At 64.8% G+C, this 17,807-nt stretch carries 17 protein-coding genes; 8 read left to right on the top strand and 9 right to left on the bottom strand.

Features of this window, described 5'->3' with window-relative positions; all coding sequences use genetic code 11:
• Positions 1-30: 30 nt before the first annotated feature.
• The gene (locus tag ACODS1_RS08295; RefSeq protein WP_489085256.1) at positions 31-1,068 is read right to left on the bottom strand and encodes a LysM peptidoglycan-binding domain-containing protein; all 1,038 of its coding nucleotides are present in this window, start codon (positions 1,066-1,068) and stop codon (positions 31-33) included.
• A gap of 152 nt (positions 1,069-1,220) precedes the next feature.
• On the opposite strand from ACODS1_RS08295, the gene def reads away from it, so the two are divergent.
• From def to ACODS1_RS08270, 5 genes are all read left to right on the top strand, one after another.
• Positions 1,221-1,727, top strand: coding sequence for a peptide deformylase (def, locus tag ACODS1_RS08290; protein ID WP_322979991.1), 507 nt, complete (start codon positions 1,221-1,223; stop codon positions 1,725-1,727).
• Between the two features lie 56 nt (positions 1,728-1,783).
• Positions 1,784-2,716: a methionyl-tRNA formyltransferase gene (fmt, locus tag ACODS1_RS08285; RefSeq protein ID WP_489085255.1), complete on the top strand. Its 933-nt coding sequence runs from the start codon at positions 1,784-1,786 to the stop codon at positions 2,714-2,716.
• A complete protein-coding gene (gene rsmB, locus ACODS1_RS08280) occupies positions 2,713-4,026 on the top strand; it encodes a 16S rRNA (cytosine(967)-C(5))-methyltransferase RsmB (protein ID WP_489085254.1) in 1,314 nt (437 codons plus the stop codon). The genes fmt and rsmB overlap by 4 nt, the downstream gene beginning before the upstream one ends.
• An 11-nt stretch (positions 4,027-4,037) precedes the next feature.
• The gene (gene trkA, locus ACODS1_RS08275; protein WP_322979994.1) at positions 4,038-5,411 is read left to right on the top strand and encodes a Trk system potassium transporter TrkA; all 1,374 of its coding nucleotides are present in this window, start codon (positions 4,038-4,040) and stop codon (positions 5,409-5,411) included.
• A 75-nt stretch (positions 5,412-5,486) separates the two neighbouring features.
• Positions 5,487-5,813, top strand: coding sequence for a tetratricopeptide repeat protein (locus ACODS1_RS08270; RefSeq protein ID WP_489085253.1), 327 nt, complete (start codon positions 5,487-5,489; stop codon positions 5,811-5,813).
• Positions 5,814-5,976: 163 nt separating this feature from the next.
• Here ACODS1_RS08270 and ACODS1_RS08265 read toward each other — a convergent pair whose 3' ends face one another.
• The 8 genes from ACODS1_RS08265 to ACODS1_RS08230 form a co-directional block, all read right to left on the bottom strand.
• A complete protein-coding gene (locus ACODS1_RS08265) occupies positions 5,977-6,627 on the bottom strand; it encodes a 7-cyano-7-deazaguanine/7-aminomethyl-7-deazaguanine transporter (RefSeq protein ID WP_489085252.1) in 651 nt (216 codons plus the stop codon).
• Positions 6,628-6,766: 139 nt separating this feature from the next.
• Complete coding sequence (locus ACODS1_RS08260) at positions 6,767-7,138, bottom strand: C40 family peptidase (protein WP_489085251.1); 372 nt, start codon at positions 7,136-7,138, stop codon at positions 6,767-6,769.
• A 310-nt stretch (positions 7,139-7,448) separates the two neighbouring features.
• Positions 7,449-8,702, bottom strand: coding sequence for a virulence factor family protein (locus ACODS1_RS08255; RefSeq protein WP_489085250.1), 1,254 nt, complete (start codon positions 8,700-8,702; stop codon positions 7,449-7,451).
• Between the two features lies 1 nt (position 8,703).
• On the bottom strand, positions 8,704-11,346 hold the full coding sequence (gene mprF, locus ACODS1_RS08250) for a bifunctional lysylphosphatidylglycerol flippase/synthetase MprF (protein WP_489085249.1): 2,643 nt from the start codon (positions 11,344-11,346) through the stop codon (positions 8,704-8,706).
• A gap of 140 nt (positions 11,347-11,486) precedes the next feature.
• The gene (locus ACODS1_RS08245; RefSeq protein ID WP_489085248.1) at positions 11,487-11,753 is read right to left on the bottom strand and encodes a PilZ domain-containing protein; all 267 of its coding nucleotides are present in this window, start codon (positions 11,751-11,753) and stop codon (positions 11,487-11,489) included.
• A gap of 130 nt (positions 11,754-11,883) precedes the next feature.
• Entirely contained in the window at positions 11,884-12,771 is an 888-nt protein-coding gene (locus ACODS1_RS08240) for a lysophospholipid acyltransferase (RefSeq protein WP_489085247.1), read from the bottom strand.
• A 54-nt stretch (positions 12,772-12,825) separates the two neighbouring features.
• Entirely contained in the window at positions 12,826-13,434 is a 609-nt protein-coding gene (locus tag ACODS1_RS08235) for a pyridoxamine 5'-phosphate oxidase family protein (RefSeq protein WP_489085246.1), read from the bottom strand.
• Positions 13,431-13,985 (bottom strand): DNA-3-methyladenine glycosylase I, encoded by a 555-nt coding sequence (locus tag ACODS1_RS08230; RefSeq protein ID WP_489085245.1) that lies wholly within the window; start codon positions 13,983-13,985, stop codon positions 13,431-13,433. Before ACODS1_RS08230 ends, ACODS1_RS08235 begins: the two co-directional genes overlap by 4 nt.
• A gap of 173 nt (positions 13,986-14,158) precedes the next feature.
• Here ACODS1_RS08230 and glyQ point away from each other — a divergent pair, with 173 nt between their 5' ends.
• The 3 genes from glyQ (at position 14,159) to gmhB (ending at position 17,799) form a co-directional block, all read left to right on the top strand.
• Positions 14,159-15,151 carry a glycine--tRNA ligase subunit alpha gene (gene glyQ, locus ACODS1_RS08225; protein ID WP_322980003.1) on the top strand — a complete coding sequence of 331 codons (993 nt, stop codon included), beginning with the start codon at positions 14,159-14,161 and terminating at the stop codon, positions 15,149-15,151.
• Positions 15,148-17,202, top strand: coding sequence for a glycine--tRNA ligase subunit beta (glyS, locus tag ACODS1_RS08220; protein WP_322980004.1), 2,055 nt, complete (start codon positions 15,148-15,150; stop codon positions 17,200-17,202). Before glyQ ends, glyS begins: the two co-directional genes overlap by 4 nt.
• Before the next feature lie 66 nt (positions 17,203-17,268).
• Positions 17,269-17,799: a D-glycero-beta-D-manno-heptose 1,7-bisphosphate 7-phosphatase gene (gene gmhB / locus ACODS1_RS08215; RefSeq protein ID WP_489085244.1), complete on the top strand. Its 531-nt coding sequence runs from the start codon at positions 17,269-17,271 to the stop codon at positions 17,797-17,799.
• Positions 17,800-17,807 lie beyond the last annotated feature (8 nt).

Genomic DNA, 17,807 nt, shown 5'->3' with positions numbered 1-17,807 from the left:
AGCCCCGCACTGGGCGGGGCTCGTTGGGTATTACGGGTTGCGGATCTTGTCCATCACTGCCAACTGCCGGCTGGCCTGCAGCACCAGGCCATAGCTGAGCTTGTCGTAGGTGCGGAAGATCATCAGCAGGCCGGAGCGCTCATCCGGAACCTTCACGCTTTCACCGGTCACGCGATCACGTACGGTCTCGCCGGTCTTGTACACGGCTAGCACGTTGCCGATTTCCAGGCCGTCATTTGCGCCCTTGTTTACCGTCACCACGTCGAACTGACCGATCTGCGTCACACCGCGCGGCACGTCGAGGATCAGGCCATTGATCTCGCTGGTCGGTTCGCTGGGCATGAAGGTCGAGTTGATGGCGCGCTCTTCGGTAGGGAACAGGCGATCACCGAGACGCACCTCCTGAGTCGAACGACTCAGCAACAGGGTGCCGACATCGCCTTCCTCGGCCACGATCTCGCCCGTACCGATGTCATCGGCGTTGATACCGAGGAATTCCTTGGTTTCCGGATCCAGATAGGTCTTGCCCTGGCGGAAGATGCCGTACACCGGATGCTGCTCGTCGAACTTGCCACGCGCGTAGATGCGGTCGCCGGCGCCGCTGACCACACGCTCGGCATTACCGGCGACGATGTAGGGCTTGCCGTTGAACTCTTCAGGCGAGTTGACGATGCGGTTGCTCAGCAGGAAGCTGTTGATCGCTTGCAGCGGAATGGTCGGAATGGCTTCGGCCATCGGTGTGGTGCGCACCTGCGGCGACAGTTTGATGGTGCCGCGCGACTCGCCACGATTGAGCACCAGGCGCGGCTGGCCGTCGATGTAGACGAGGTTGAGGGTATCACCGGGGTAGATCAGGTGCGGGTTGGCCACTTGCGGGTTGGCGTGCCAGATCTCTGGCCACTTCCACGGCTGGCTGAGGAACTTGCCGGAGATATCCCAGAGCGTATCGCCCTTGACCACGGTATAACGATCCGGATGACCATCCTTGAGTTGCACTGCGGCCTGAGCCAAACCGGCCAGGGCCAATCCGCCGGCTGCCAGGAGCAGGGCGAGTAGTGTTTTCCTCATACGGTGAATCCCTTTATTATGTGCCTTCACGTGTAGCGCCCTAGCGCCGCGTCCAAACCCGCTGAATCCGCGGCGTGAAGCCGTTTTTCAATGCTGTTCATCATCTTAGCAGCGGATTTTGACTTTATTCCACAAGTGCATCACAAACGCATATGGCGATCCTGAATATCCTCGAATTTCCTGATCCACGCCTGCGTACCATCGCCAAACCGGTGGACGTCGTGGACGACTCCATCCGTCAGCTGGTCGACGACATGTTCGAGACCATGTATGACGCTCCGGGTATCGGCCTGGCCGCAACGCAGGTCAACGTGCACAAGCGCGTGGTGGTCATGGATCTGTCCGAGGACAAGTCCGAGCCGCGGGTGTTCATCAATCCCGAGTTCGAGTCGTTGACCGACGAGATGGATCAGTACCAGGAAGGCTGCCTGTCGGTGCCCGGCTTCTACGAAAACGTCGACCGCCCGCAGAAGGTCAAGATCAAGGCGCTGGATCGCGATGGCCAACCCTATGAGCTGATCGCCGAAGGTCTGCTCGCCGTGTGCATCCAGCACGAGTGCGATCACCTCAACGGCAAACTGTTCGTCGACTACCTGTCCAGCCTCAAGCGCGACCGCATCAAGAAGAAGCTGGAAAAACAGCATCGCCAACGCGCCTGACCCCCGTTTTATCCAAAGGCTTGCCACGGCAAGCCTTTTTCTTTGGTGACTGCCCCATGCGTATCATCTTTGCCGGCACCCCGGAATTCGCCGCCGAACACCTCAAGGCCCTGCTGGCCAGCCCGCACCAGATCATCGCCGTCTACACCCAGCCGGATCGTCCGGCCGGCCGTGGCCAGAAACTGATGCCGAGCCCGGTCAAGCAGCTCGCCGTCGAGCACGGCATCCCGGTCTACCAGCCGGCCAGCCTGCGCAACGAAGAGGCACAGGCCGAGCTGGCCGCACTGCAGCCGGATCTGATGGTGGTGGTCGCCTATGGCCTGATCCTGCCGCAGGTGGTGCTCGATACCCCGCGCCTTGGCTGCATCAATAGCCACGCCTCCCTGCTGCCGCGCTGGCGCGGTGCTGCGCCGATTCAGCGGGCGGTGCAGGCCGGCGATGCCGAGAGTGGTGTCACCGTGATGCAGATGGAAGCCGGCCTCGACACCGGCCCCATGCTGCTCAAGGTGAGCACGCCGATCAGCGCCAGCGACACCGGCGGTAGCCTGCACGACCGCCTCGCCCAGCTCGGCCCGCAGGCCGTGCTGCAAGCCATCGACGGTCTGGCGGCCGGTACGCTGAAGGGCGAAGTGCAGGACGACGCCCTGGCCAACTACGCGCACAAGCTGAACAAGGACGAAGCGCGCCTGGACTTCAGCCGCCCAGCCGTGGAACTGGAGCGCCTGGTGCGCGCCTTCCACCCCTGGCCGATCTGCCACACAACACTCAGCGGAGATGCGTTGAAAGTGCATGCCGCCGAAATCGGCGAGGGCAAAGGCACTCCAGGCAGCATTCTCGCCGCCGACAAGTACGGCCTGACCGTAGCCTGCGGCGAAGGCGCGCTGCGTCTGACTCGTCTGCAATTGCCCGGCGGCAAGCCGCTGGCCTTCGCCGACATCTATAACAGTCGCCGCGAGCAGTTCGCACCCGGCCTGGTGCTCGGCCAATGAACCCCCGTCTGGCTGCCGCCCGCGCCCTGACTGCCGTGCTCTCCGGCAAGGCTTCACTGGGCAGCAGCCTGCCGCCGCAGTTGGACAAGGTCGAGCATCATGACCGTGCCCTGGCCCAGGATCTGGCCTTCGGCGCCGCGCGCTGGCAACCGCGTCTGCAGTTGCTGGCCGAGAAGCTGCTGGAAAAACCCTTCAAGGCCGCCGACAAGGATGTGGAAGCGCTGCTGCTGGTTGGCCTCTACCAGTTGCTGCACAGCCGCATCCCCGAGCACGCCGCCATCGGCGAGACGGTCGGTTGCGCCGGCGCGCTGAAAAAGCCCTGGGCCAAGGGCCTGCTCAACGCCGTGCTGCGCCGTGCCCAGCGCGAACACGAGGCACTGTACGCCGAACTGGATCGCGACCCGGTGCTGCACACCGCGCACCCGCGCTGGCTGCAAAAACAGCTCAAGGCATTCTGGCCTGAGCACTGGCAAGCCATCTGCGCCGCCAACAACGCGCATCCGCCGCTGATCCTGCGGGTCAATCGCCGCCATGGCAGCCGCGACGCCTACCTCGAAGAATTGCGCAGTGCCGGCATCGCCGCCGAGCCCTGCACCTTCAGCCGTGACGGTGTGCGCCTGCTGCAACCCTGCGACGTGACCACCCTGCCAGGCTTCAAGGACGGGCGCGTCAGCGTGCAGGACGAAGCTGCGCAACTGGCCGCCGACCTGCTCGAACTGGCGCCGGGCCAACGCGTACTGGACGCCTGCGCCGCACCGGGCGGCAAGACCTGCCACCTGCTGGAAGTCGAACCGGCGCTGGCCGAAGTGGTCGCCGTCGATCTGGAGGCCAAGCGCCTGGCGCGCGTGCGCGAGAACCTCGACCGCCTGCGCCTGGACGCCGTATTGATTGCCGCCGATGGCCGCGATAGCGCCACCTGGTGGGATGGTCAACCGTTCCAGCGCATTCTGCTCGACGCGCCCTGCTCGGCCACCGGAGTAATCCGCCGTCACCCGGACATCAAGCTGACCCGGCAGCCCGAGGACATTCCCGCCCTGGCCCAATTACAGGGCGAGCTGCTCGATGCCCTGTGGCCAACCCTCGCGCCCGGCGGCATCCTGCTCTATGCCACCTGCTCGGTGCTGCCGACGGAAAACAGCGAGAGCATCGCTGCGTTCCTCGCCCGCACCCCGGATGCCCGGGAACTGCCCATCGCCGGTGAGTTCGGCCTGCAGCCGGCGCACGGCCGCCAGCTGCTACCGCAGCAAGACGGCCACGATGGCTTCTACTATGCCAAGCTGTTCAAGACCGCTGTGACCGACCACAGCTAACGGAGCGATCAGTGAAAATCATCATTCTCGGCGCCGGCCAGGTAGGCGGCACCCTGGCCGAACACCTGGCCAGCGAAGCCAACGACATCACCGTGGTCGACACCGATGGCGACCGCCTGCGCGACCTCGGCGACCGCCTGGACATCCGCACGGTGCAGGGTAAGGGTTCCTTCCCCACCGTGCTGCGCCAGGCCGGTGCCGACGACGCCGACATGCTGGTGGCGGTGACCAACAGCGACGAAGTCAACATGATCGCCTGCCAGGTCGCTTACACCCTGTTCCACACCCCGACGCGCATCGCCCGCGTACGCGAATCGGCCTACCTGACCCGCGAGGCGCTGTTCGACAACGAGGCGATCCCGGTCGACGTGCTGATCAGCCCCGAGCAGGTGGTGACCAACTACATCAAGCGCCTGATCGAATACCCCGGCGCCCTGCAGGTCATCGACTTCGCCGAAGGCAAGGCGCAGCTGGTGGCAGTCAAGGCCTACTACGGCGGCCCTCTGGTGGGCCAGCAACTGCGCCAGCTGCGCGCGCACATGCCCACCGTGGACACCCGCGTCGCCGCGATTTTCCGCCGCAACCGGCCGATCATGCCGCAGGGCGACACCATCATCGAAGCGGACGACGAAGTCTTCTTCATCGCCGCCAAGGCGCATATCCGCGCGGTGATGAGCGAAATGCGCCGCCTCGAGGATAGCTACAAGCGCGTGGTCATCGCCGGTGGCGGGCATATCGGCGAACGTCTGGCCGAAGCCATTGAGAGCCGCTATCAGGTGAAGATCATCGAGATGAGCCCGGCGCGCTGCCGCTACCTGTCGGAGCACCTGGAAAGCACCATCGTCCTGCAAGGCAGCGCCTCGGATCGCGATCTGCTGGTGGAAGAGAACATCAGCGACGCCGACATCTTCCTCGCCCTGACCAACGACGACGAGGCCAACATCATGTCCTCGTTGCTGGCCAAGCGCCTGGGCGCGCGCAAGGTGATGACCATCATCAACAACCCGGCCTATGTCGACCTGGTGCAGGGCGGCGAGATCGACATCGCCATCAGCCCGCAGCTCGCCACCATCGGCACCCTGCTGACCCATGTACGCCGTGGCGACATCGAGAGCGTGCACAGCCTGCGCCGGGGCGCGGCAGAAGCGCTGGAGGTGATCGCCCACGGCGACGCCAAGTCGAGCAAGGTGATCGGCCGCATGATCGGCGATATCGCCCTGCCGCCCAGCACCACCATCGGCGCCATCATCCGCGACGAGGAAGTGCTGATCGCCCATGACGATACAGTGATCGAGTCCGGCGACCACGTCATCCTGTTCCTGGTCGACAAGAAGTACATCCGTGACGTCGAGCGCCTGTTCCAGGCCGGCCTGACGTTCTTCTGAGCCAAACCGTCGCACGGATGCACCGGCACGGATCCTCCCCGGATTGCATCCGAGCTACATCAGCGGAGAAGCGTCATGAGCACCGAAGCACTGGAAAAGATGCTGGCCAAGGGCATGGACAATGCCCTGCTGCGCTTCGGCCTGGGTAAAGGCCATATGGATGCCGGCGATACCGCCCAGGCCGCCGAGCACCTGCAGCGCTGCGTCGCCTTCGACCCGAGCTATTCCGCCGCCTGGAAACTGCTGGGCAAGGCGCTGCAAGTCGAAGGCGATGAGGATGGCGCGCGCCAAGCCTGGCAACAGGGCATCACCGCCGCCCAGGCCAAGGGCGACAAACAGGCCGAGAAGGAAATGAGCGTGTTTCTGCGCAAGCTGGACAAGTCCGCGAGCAATCGCGGCTAAAGCCCCTGCCACAAGCTCAGGCTACCCAGTAGGAGGCGCTTTAGCGGCGAGCTCCTGCGCCTTGAATCAAGCGCTCGCCGATCAGCTTAGTCCGGTGCAATCTGGGGACATACTGCCGGAACCGCCCCGGATTGCATCCGGGCTACGGCAGTTGCGATACGACTCACGCGGTAGCGGCACGCTGCGGCAGGGCACGCACGATGGCGCTGAGTAGCATGCCGTACAGCGGCACGAACAGCATCAGGCTGATGCTCAGCTTGATCACGTAGTCCACCGTGGCGATCTCCACCCAGTTGGCCGCCATGAAGGGATCGTCGCTGTGCCAGAAGGCCACCGAGAAGAACAGGAAGGTATCGAGCAGGTTGCCGAGAATGGTCGATGCCGTCGGTGCGACCCACCACTGGCGCATCCTGCGCAGGCGGTCGAACACCTGAATGTCGAGCAACTGGCCGAAAGCGTAGGCGAGGAAGCTAGCCACGGCGATGCGGAACACGAACAGGTTGAACTCACCCAGCGTCGCCAGGCCGCCGAACGCGCCCTCGTGGAACAGTACAGAAACCACGTAGGAAGCCACCAGCGCCGGCAGCATGACGCGGGCGATCACGACGCGCGCGGAATGCTTGCCGATCAGGCGCACGGTGAGGTCGGTGGCCAGAAAGATGAACGGAAAGCTGAACGCGCCCCAGGTGGTATGCCAGCCGAACAGGGTGATCGGCAGCTGCACCAGGTAGTTGCTGGCGATGATGATGAGGATGTGGAAGGCGATCAAGCCGGCCAGCACAGGCCGACTGACCGACGCGGGAATCAGGGTCATGTCGATGTCCTTTTTCGTAGAGTGGGGTGAGGGAACCCACTGCCGCAGCCGACATGGCCGCGAGCGGCGCGCATTCTAACGCGATCTTGACCCTGGAGATAGGTTTGCGGCGGCCATCGGCACACCGCTCATCCGTTGTTCATGCCTCAGGCACCACGCGCTTGGCCAGTTGGAAATGGCGCTTCCAGTAAGGCGTGTTGAGTCGATCGATGCGCACGTTGGCGCCGCGCCGCGGCGCGTGGATGAAACGTCCCTCACCCAGATAGATGGCAACGTGATCCACCGAGCGGCTGCGAATACGGAAGAACAGCAGATCCCCCGGCTGCAGATCGCGCCGCTCGACCGAGGGCGCATCGACGCGCGACAGCTCATGCGAGGTGCGCGGCAGATCGAGGTCGTCGAGGGGTTTGAAGGCGTACTGCACCAGACCGCTGCAATCGAAGCCCTGCTTGGGGCTGGCACCGCCCCAGCGATAGGGCTTGCCCAGGGCAGCGAGGGCGCGATTGATCACCTCACGGGTCGGTGCAGGGTCAGCCTGTTGGCTGGGAGCCGGAATGGTCTGTATGCGAAAGGTGGCGGAGGCTTCGGCACAAATCCCGAATAAAAGAGCGCCTCCAAGACAAAATGACATGAAAATCTTATTCAAACCCAGTAACCCTGGTCAGCGGCCTATGCTCGGATTCCCTTCCAAATCATGGCGTTGCATCGAAAATGGCATCCAACCCATCCGGATCACGGACTGCCGATGCAGGCTCAGGGTTCATTTTGGGTAGCGCTTGACCGACGAACGGCACCCTCTCTGGTGCCGTTCGCGGTGCATTTCAGGGCGTCTGCCGCGCCTTGATCGCCGCCAGCATCTTCTGCGCCAGCGCGTCGTAGTCTTCGTCGAAGTGATGGCCGCCCGTGATTTCCAGGCGCTCGCCCACGGCGCCCGGTGCCGTGCAGCCACTGTCCGGCGCCTCTTCGCTGCCGTAGATGCACAGCACCTTGGCCGGCGGCAGGCGCTGCATTTCCGGGCCGGTCGGCGCTTCCGCACCATCCTTGCCGAGCCAGCCACTGACAGCGATTTCGAAGCTGCCACTGCGGGCGAAGGCCAGCAGCAGGATGGCGTCGACCTGTTGCTGGTCGCTGGCCGGCAGGCGGTTGTAGATAGCGGGCAAGACGTCCGCGCCGAAGGAGTAACCGGCCAACACGAAACGCTTCACATGCCATTTGTCACGGTACTGCTGCATCAGCCGCGACAGGTCGGCAGCGCTCTGCTCCGGGCTCTTGTGCTGCCAGTAGTAGCGCAGGGTGTCGATGCCCACCACCGGATAGCCGGCAGTCGCCATGTGCTCGGCCGAGGCGCGATCCAGATCACGCCAGCCGCCGTCACCGGAGTAGAACAGGGTTAGGGTGTCGGCCGGTTGCACCGCCGGATGCTCGATCACTGGCATGGTGCTGCCCTGGCCGGCCAGCATGTGTTGCAACTGATCGGCCAGCAGGCTCTGCAAGGGCGCCTCCAAGGTGCCGATGCGCGGCTCGCCATTGGCCTGCTCGCGCAGGAAACGTGCGTTGTCATCACCCGGATTGTCGTTCCACAGGGCGACCCAGTGACCGTGCGCGGCCTTTTGCGGTAACGGATCGGGGCAGTCGGGGGTGGCCAGATCGAAGCCCACCGACAGCGCCTGCGCCTGATCGTCCGTCTGCGTCGCCAACCAGCGCCAGGCGCTGGCAGCCGCCGGGCCGATGCCGGCGACCAGGGTCGGCTCGCCGTCCAACTGCTCGCGCGCCTGGTCGATCAGGCGTTGCTGAGCAGCGCAGTCACCGGCCATGAACGGCACCTGCAGCAGGCGCAGATCGCCCACTTCGGCCAAGCGCCGCAGCGTCGCACCATCCAGCGCCTGATCGGCCGGGGCGATCAGCAGCACGCGCTGGCGTGCCTCGCCCTGACTCAGCAACTGCGCTGGCGCGCCTTGCACCTGCACCGTTTCCAGATGCGGTACCGCGCGCATCGACCACCACCAGGTTGCCGCACCGCCGGCCAGTGCCGCGACCAGCACGACACCACCCAGCGTTCTTTTCATCCTGCTCATCTCAACGCCTCACCAATCCACCCAACCCGCCAGCGATCAGCGCCGCGGTGTCGGCCAACGCCACCCAGGGGTCGAGCCCGGCCGGCACGGCCAGGTAGCGCGGCTCCCACTGTGGCAGGAACTTGTCCTTGAAGCGACGCAGACCCTGGAAGTTATAGAAGCTTTCGCCACGGTCGAACACCAGCGCGCCCAGGCGCAGCGGCAGCGGCGCGCCCTTGCGCGTCTGCAGGCCGGCCAGTGGCACCATGCCCAGGCTGAAGCGCGCATAGCCTTCGCTCTGGAACTGCTGGATCAGGCCGAGCATGAGGAATTCCATGGTCGACTTCGGCGCATCCTGCAGCACGCGCATCAGGTCGAGGCTGGCCACCGCGCGCGTCTCGCATTCCAGCAGATTGGCGAAAGCGACCGCGCGGCCCTCGAAGCGCACCACCACGACGCGGAAATGCGCCAGGTACTCGGGGCTGAAACGGCCGAGGGAAAAGCCCTTCTCGCGCACGCTCTTGCCCTGTAGCCAGGCATCGGAAATGGCGTGCAGCTCCTCCATCGGCACCTGGCCCGGGGCATGGAACTCCAGGCTCAGGCCATCGCGCTGGCCACGGTTCCAGGTGTAGCGCAGGGCTTTCATTTCCTTGCCGTTGCTGGCCAGGTCGAAGGTTTTCAGATCCACCAGGGCCTCTTCGCCGAGCTTCAGCGCGGTCAGGCCGATGTCGATGTAGCCGGGCAGGTTCTCGGCACGCACCTGGTAGAACACCGGCCGCGCATGGTGGCGGTCGCACAGGTCGCGGAATTGCCAGATCAGCTCGGCACGCGCGGCTGCCGGCCCGATCGGATCGAACAGAGCCACCAGGCTACGCCCGCGCCGCGCGTACATGAGGAAGGCCTCGCCGTCGGGGTGGAACAGCAGCGCCTTGTCGCCACTGAGGGCCAGACCGCCTTCAGGCTGGCGCGAAGCCTGGACGATGGCACGCGCACGCAGCAGCGCCTCGCTGTCCGGCAGAAGGATGCTCGGCGGTGTCGCACGTAGTAGCCAGGTCAGGCCGACCGCCAGGAGCACCAGGGCGCTACCCAGCGCTGCACGCAGACCACGCGGCGCATTGGCATCCAGCTCGAACTGCCACCACAACTGGTGGCTGTAGGCGACATCCTGATAGGCGAACAGCAGCAGCCAGACCGAGGCGGCAATCACCCCAACCGTGGCCGCCAGGCCCAGGCCGGAAGCGGGTACATCCATCAGCCGGCTACGGCGGTAGAACTCACGGCGAAACAGCGCCAGCAGCCCGGCAATGGCTGCCAGCGCCAGCGCCTCCGGCCAGTCGAAGCCCTTGAGCAACGACAGCACCACGCCCAGGCACAGCAGCACCAGCGTCAGCGCCCAGGCTGCCGACAGGCGCCGCCGCAACCCCTGCGCCAACAGCAGGCACAAGGTGCCGACCAGGCTGGCCGCCAGGTGGGAGGCCGCAATCAGCTGCGGCGGCATGAGAAAACCCAGCGCCTCCAGGCGCTCGTCCATGATCGGCGTAACCCCGGAGAACAGCAGGACGGTGCCAGCACCGAATACCAGCATGGCCAGCAACGGTACGGCCATGCCACTGGCCATCCGCGCGACCTGGCGCGGGAACCACAAGCGTCGAGCCTCGGCAGCCAACAGCAGCAAACCGGCGGCCACCAGCGGCAACAGCACGTACAGCAACCGGTAGAGCAGCATCGCCGCGACCAGCGCAGCCGGATCGATGCGCGACGAGAACGCCGCCAGCAGCACCGCTTCGAACACCCCGACGCCGCCCGGTACATGGCTCAGCACACCGGCGGCCAGCGCCAGCATGTACACCAGGATGAAGCTGGAGAACGGTGGCGCTTCCGGCAGCAGCAGGTAGAGCACGCTACCCGCGATCAGCACGTCGAGGCTGCTGATCAGCAATTGCGTCAGGCTCATGCGCAGGCCAGGCAGGCGCAGGCTGAAGCGCCCCATATCCACCTGCCAGCAGCCGGGCGCCGGACGTTCAGGCAGGCGCTTGCGGCTGACCAGCACCACCACGACCAGTGCGGCAGCCAGCACGGCAAGCGCCAGCACCCTGAGCACCGGTTCGGGCAGGCGCAGCGCAGCGGAAGCATCCTGCAGGTCGAACAGCGCCGCCAGCGCGGCCAGGATCGGTAGGCTGACGCCGAGCGACAGGCTGGCGAACAGGCTCATGCGCGCGACGTCACCGGCGCCCAGGCCATTACGTCCGTAAAGGCGATAACGCACCGAACCACCAGACAGTGCCGACAAGCCCACGGCATTGCCGATGGCGAAGGCGCAGAAGCCGCCGAGCGCCAGCATCGGCGCCGGCAGGCTGACATTGGCATAGCGACTGGCCGACCACTCATAGGCCAGCATCACCATGAAGCCAAGAACCGTGGCCAACAGCGCGCCAAACAGCGCCTGCGGCGGTACGGCCGCCAGCGAATCGCGCACCTGATCCGGGTTGATCTCGCGCACCAGATGCCAGCAGGCCACCAATGCCAGACCGAACAGCAGCAGCGACACACTGAGGCCAAGAAGTTGGCGATTACGTTGCAGCCAGCTGGAAGAGGAAGAAACGGGGGGAATGGGAGCCTGCGCCTGAGCGCTGTCCAGGGGAACTTCGGGTACCGCTCGACTCATGTCGAAAACGCCTCGGGTGGACGCAACCTCGGATTGAGGTGTTGGTCAGAGTTCAGATGTAACCAAATGTTCCATTAATCCGGAAATTTAGTACATGCCCTTCCCAGTAAAGCATGCTCCCCACAACGCGCCCGCAGGCGTCAGGCTTCACCCAGAAAGCGCAGGCCGGCGCCTTCGCCATCCACTCGCATCACTTCCATGCGCAGAACCGGAGCGGGGAAGGGCAGATCCTGCACCTGGCCGGTGACTTCGGTGCCCACCGTCAGGACGCTCATGTTGGGGTGCTTCACGTACACGCCGCTGTCGGACAGGTCACGGGTCTGCGCCAGCAACTCACCGAAGCTCGGATGGCTGATCTTGATCCGGCACTTCATCGGGGTTCGTACCTGCTGACGCTGATTCGGCATGACGGCTCCAGGAATGGGCGAACGGTGACCTTGCCTTTAATAGCTCATTCCCGTGAAGAGGCCCAGCGGGTGACGGAAAAAAGGCGCCATCGAGGCGCCTTCCTTCATCATCGCGTACACAGGCGGTACATCAGTACCACTTGGCCTCGCCGTCCGGGCGCTTCTTGAAACGTTTCATGCTCCACATGTACTGGCTCGGATAGTTGCGTACGTAGCGCGATACCACCTCGCTCATGGCCGCCACGCCTTCCTCCACGCTGTCGCTGTACATGCCCTCGGGGGCGGCTTCGAGTATCACCTTGTAGCCGCTGCCATCCGGCAGGCGCAGCGCATGCAGGAACACACCAACCGCCTTGCCGCCGGTGAGCATGCCGGGCACGAACTTGCTGGTCAGCGCAGTGGTGCCGAGGAAGGGCACGAACACACCCGACGAGCGGCTCGGCTCCGGATCCGCCGGGATGCCCACAGCGCCGCCTTTGCGCACTTCCTTGATGACGCTGAGGATGCCTTCCTTGGTCGACGGCGCCACGCGATTGCCCATCTGCACGCGCTGCTTCTGCAGCAGCTCGTCGACCGCCTTGAGCTTGGGCGGGCGGTAGAAAATGATCGGCTTGCACTGGTTGCAGTAGAAGTGATTGAGCACTTCCCAGTTGCCCAGGTGGCTGGTGATGCCGACCACGCCCTTGCCCGAGGCCAGCGCCTGCTGCAGCACGTCCAGGCCCTCGACTTCGCGCACCAGCTTGAGCGACTTGTGCGCCGGCCAGATCCAGGCGCAGGCGCTTTCGGTCAGGGTCTTGCCGATGTCTTTGAGGCTCTGCCCGACCAGCTTCTCGCGCTCGGCCTCGCTCAGCTCCGGGAAGCACTTGGCCAGGTTGATGCGCACCACATCACGCGAGCCATTCGGCAATTTCCACATCAGCCAGCCGATGGCGCTGCCCACCGTCTGCACGGCACGCCAGGGCAGCAGCGCGAACAGGCGCAGGAAACCCACCACCAGGGCGCCCTTGAGTTTATCCACGACAGACTCCACCGCTCAGAAAAGCGCCAAGTGTAGCGACGTGGGCCGATGCAGTCAGTACAGGCTCGTCCGAAGCCGCTGCTGCAGGTCGCGCTCATAAGCCTCGACGTCGAACTCCTCATAGATGCAGCGGAAGATATCGCCAGCACTGGGCAGGCTGGCGCGTTCGACCTGACGCGCGGCATCCCACAGGCCCGAGCGCACTGCGGCCTTGGAGCACTGGAAGTAGCAGCTCTGCACTTGGATGCGCAGCGCGCTGCGCGGCAATTTGCCCTGCGCGCGGCCCAATTCCAGCAGTTCGGGGTCGAGGGAAATCTCCGCCTGGCCATTGACCCGCAGGCTCTCGCCGACGCCCGGAATCAGGAACAGCAGCGCCACCTGCGGGTTGTGCACGATGTTGCGCAGGCTGTCGATGCGGTTATTACCCGGGCGATCCGGCAGCAGCAGGGTGTGGTCGTCGAGGATGTGCACGAAGCCCGGCGCATCGCCACGCGGCGAGCAATCCAGACCATCCGCGCCGGCACTGGCCAGCACCACGAAGGGCGAGGCCTGGATCAACGCGCGGTAGGGTTCGATCAGATGCGGCAGCTCCTTGCGTCGTGAACGCTCGTGGCTGTCGCCGTACAGGGCCTGCAGTTCGTCCAGGGTGGTGATGGTGGTCATGAGCCCTTCAAATGCGCGTAGCGGTCGCAGTCGGTGGTGTGATCCATCACCATACCCGTGGCCTGCATGAAGGCATAGCAGATGGTCGGGCCGACGAAGGTGAAGCCGGCCTTCTTCAGCGCCTTGCTCATCGCCTCGGCCTCGGGCGTCACCGCCGGCATCAGGCTGCGATCACTGAAGTGGTTGATCTTCGGCACGCCACCGACGAACGACCAGAGCAGCGTCACCGGATCCTCCAGCTTCAGCCAGGCCTGGGCGTTCTGTCGCACGGCCTTGAGCTTGAGGCGATTGCGGATGATGCCCGGATCCTGCATCAGCGCCTCGATCTCCTCATCGCTGAGCCGCGCCAGGCGCTCGGGATCGAAGCCATGCAATACCTGGCGATAGCGTTCGCGCTTCTTCAGCACGGTGATCCACGACAGCCCGGCCTGCGCACCTTCGAGCAGCAGCATCTCGAACAGATGCCGGGCGTCGCGCTGCGGCACGCCCCATTCCTCGTCGTGGTAGGCCTGGTACAACGGATCGTCGGTACACCAGAAGCAGCGCGGCATGGTCGTAGGCCTCGGTCAGGGGTCGAAGCGCTGACTATAGCGGCAAAATAACTGGATATAAATACAGTTAGCGCCAACTGCGAATGATGCCGATGTGCCGTACCCTGCGGCCTGCGTCGAGTTTCGATATACTCCCCGGCTTTCCCTCGCAAGCCTCCACAGGTGATTTTTTCGTGAGCCAGAACAAGCCTGCCGTGCGCACCTTCCAGGATCTGATCCTGGCCCTGCAGAACTACTGGGCCGAGCAGGGCTGCGTGGTGCTGCAACCCTATGACATGGAAGTGGGCGCCGGCACCTTCCACACCGCTACCTTCCTGCGTGCCGTCGGCCCGGAGACCTGGAATGCCGCCTACGTGCAGCCTTCGCGTCGCCCGACCGATGGCCGCTACGGCGAAAACCCCAACCGCCTGCAGCACTACTACCAGTTCCAGGTGGTCTTGAAGCCCAACCCGGAAAACTTCCAGGAACTGTACCTGGGCTCGCTGAAAGCCATCGGCCTCGACCCGGAAGTGCATGACGTGCGCTTCGTCGAAGACAACTGGGAATCGCCGACCCTCGGCGCCTGGGGCCTGGGCTGGGAAATCTGGCTCAACGGCATGGAAGTCACCCAGTTCACCTACTTCCAGCAGGCCGGTGGCATCGAGTGCTATCCGGTAACCGGCGAGATCACCTACGGCCTGGAGCGCCTGGCCATGTACCTGCAGGGCGTCGACTCGGTCTACGACCTGATCTGGACCGATGGCCCGTTCGGCACCGTGACCTACGGCGACGTGTTCCACCAGAACGAGGTGGAGCAGTCCACTTACAACTTCGAGCACGCCAACGTCGAGAAGCTGTTCGAGCTGTTCGATTTCTACGAGAGCGAGGCCAACCGCCTGATCGCCCTCGACCTGCCGCTGCCGACCTACGAAATGGTGCTCAAGGCCTCGCACACCTTCAACCTGCTCGATGCCCGCCGCGCAATCTCGGTGACCGCGCGTCAGCAGTACATCCTGCGTGTGCGCACGCTGGCCCGCGACGTGGCGCAGAGCTACCTCAAGGCACGTGCCCGCCTCGGCTTCCCGATGGCCACGCCCGAGCTGCGTGACGAAGTGCTGACCAAGCTCAGGGAGTCGGGTCTGCTGGAAGACGAAGGGCAAGGCAACAACGCGGAGGCACAAGCATGAGTGCACAAGATTTCCTGGTCGAACTGGGCACCGAAGAGCTGCCACCGAAAGCGCTGAAAAGCCTTGGTGAAGCCTTCCTGGCCGGCATCGAAAAAGGCCTCAAGGCCGCCGGCCTGAACTACACCAGTACGCGCGTGTACGCCGCGCCGCGCCGCCTGGCGGTGCTGGTCGGGCAGCTCGAAGAGCAGCAGGCCGACCGCAGCATGAACCTCGACGGCCCGCCCATCCAGGCCGCCTTCGACGCCGACGGCAATCCGACCCAGGCCGCCCTGGGCTTCGCCCGCAAGTGCGGTGTGGATATTTCGGAAATTGACCGCAGCGGCGCAAAATTGCGCTTCGCCCAGCACATCCCCGGCCAGCCGGCAGTGAACCTGCTGCCGACCATCGTGGCCGACTCGCTGAACGACCTGCCGATCCCCAAACGCATGCGCTGGGCCGCCCGTCGCGACGAATTCGTGCGTCCGACCCAGTGGCTGGTGATGCTCTTCGGCGACAGCGTGGTCGATTGCGAGATCCTCACCCAGAAAGCCGGGCGCATCTCCCGTGGTCACCGCTTCCACGCCAACCGCGACGTGCGCATCAGCAGCCCGGCGAGCTACGCCGAAGACCTGCGCAGCGCCTTCGTACTGGCTGACTTCGACGAGCGTCGCGAGATCATCAGCCGCCGCGTCGACGAGCTGGCTACCGCCGAGCAGGGCAAGGCCATCGTGCCGCCAGCGCTGCTGGACGAAGTGACCGCTCTGGTCGAATGGCCCGTGCCGCTGGTCTGCTCGTTCGAGGAGCGTTTCCTCGACGTGCCGCAGGAAGCCCTGATTACCACCATGCAGGACAACCAGAAGTACTTCTGCCTGCTCGATGGCAACGGCAAGCTGCTGCCGCGTTTCATCACCGTGGCCAACATCGAGTCCAAAGACCCGGCGCAGATCGTCTCGGGTAACGAGAAAGTGGTGCGCCCGCGCCTGACCGACGCCGAGTTCTTCTTCAAGCAGGACAAGAAGCAGAAGCTCGAAGGCTTCAACCAGCGCCTGGCCAACGTGGTGTTCCAGGCCCAGCTCGGTTCGGTGTTCGACAAGGCCCAGCGCGTTTCTGCCCTGGCCGGCTTCATCGCCCGCGAAGTCGGTGGTGACGCCAAGCGCGCCGCCCGCGCCGGCCTGCTGAGCAAGTGCGACCTGGCCACCGAGATGGTCGGCGAGTTCCCCGAGATGCAGGGCATCGCCGGCTACTACTACGCGCTCAACGACGGTGAGCCGCAAGACGTCGCCCTGGCCCTGAACGAGCAGTACATGCCGCGCGGTGCCGGCGCCGAACTGCCGAGCACCCTGACCGGTGCAGCGGTGGCCGTGGCCGACAAGCTCGACACCCTGGTCGGCATCTTCGGCATCGGCATGCTGCCGACCGGCTCGAAGGATCCCTACGCCCTGCGTCGCGCCGCCCTCGGCGTGCTGCGCATCCTGATCGAGAAGGGTCTGGATCTGGATCTGGCCGCTGCGGTCGACTTCGCCGTCGCCCAGTACGCCGGCAAGATCAAGGCCGCGGGCTTGTCCGCCCAGGTGCTGGAATTCATCTTCGACCGCCTGCGGGCGCGCTACGAGGACGAAGGCATCGAAGTGGCGGTGTACCAGGCGGTGCGTGCGGTCAACCCGACCTCGCCGCTGGACTTCGACCAGCGTGTGCAGGCCGTGCAGGCCTTCCGCAAGCTGCCGCAGGCCGCTGCCCTGGCTGCCGCCAACAAGCGCGTATCGAACCTGCTGAGCAAGGCCGAAGGTGGCGTCGCCGCCCAGGTCGAGGCGCACTACTTCGACAACCCCAGCGAGTTCGCCCTGCACGCTGCCATCCAGCAAGCCGACCAGGCCGTCCAGCCGCTGGCTGCCGACCGCCAGTACAACGAAGCCCTGGCCAAGCTGGCCAGCCTGCGTGAGCCGGTCGACGCCTTCTTCGAGGCGGTGCTGGTCAATGCCGAAGACGCACGCGTACGCGCCAACCGTTACGCCCTGCTGGCCCGCCTGCGCGGGCTGTTCCTCGGCGTGGCGGATATTTCGGTGCTGGGCTGATCCCTTCTGTAGGAGCAAGCTCCGCGCGTGAAAGCTCGCTCCTACGGCAGACTCTGAAACGACTGAATGAAACTACTGATCCTCGACCGCGACGGAGTCATCAACGAAGACTCCGACGCCTATATCAAGACGCTCGACGAGTGGCTCCCGATTGCCTCGTCGATCGCCGCCATCGCCCGCCTGTCGAAGGCCGGCTGGACGGTAGCGGTGGCCACCAACCAGTCCGGCATCGCCCGTGGCTACTATGACCTGGCGACCCTGGAGTCGATGCACGCACGCCTGCGCCAGTTGGTGGCCGAGCAGGGCGGTGAGGTCGGCCTGATCGTCCATTGCCCGCACGGGCCGGACGACGGCTGCGAGTGCCGCAAGCCGAAACCGGGCATGCTCAAACAGATCGCCGCGCATTACGCCACGGATCTGGCAGGAACCTGGTTCGTTGGCGATACCGGCGGTGACCTGCAGGCCGCGCTCGCCGTCGATTGTCAGCCCGTGTTGGTGAAAACCGGCAAGGGCGAACGAACCCTGGCCAAGCCCCTGCCGCCAGGAACCCTGGTTTTCGATGATCTGGCGGCTGTCGCCGATCAACTGCTCTCATAAGGTGTGAA

The organism is Pseudomonas sp. FG29 (genome assembly GCF_057809355.1).
This window is presented reverse-complemented; position numbering and strand designations above follow the sequence as displayed.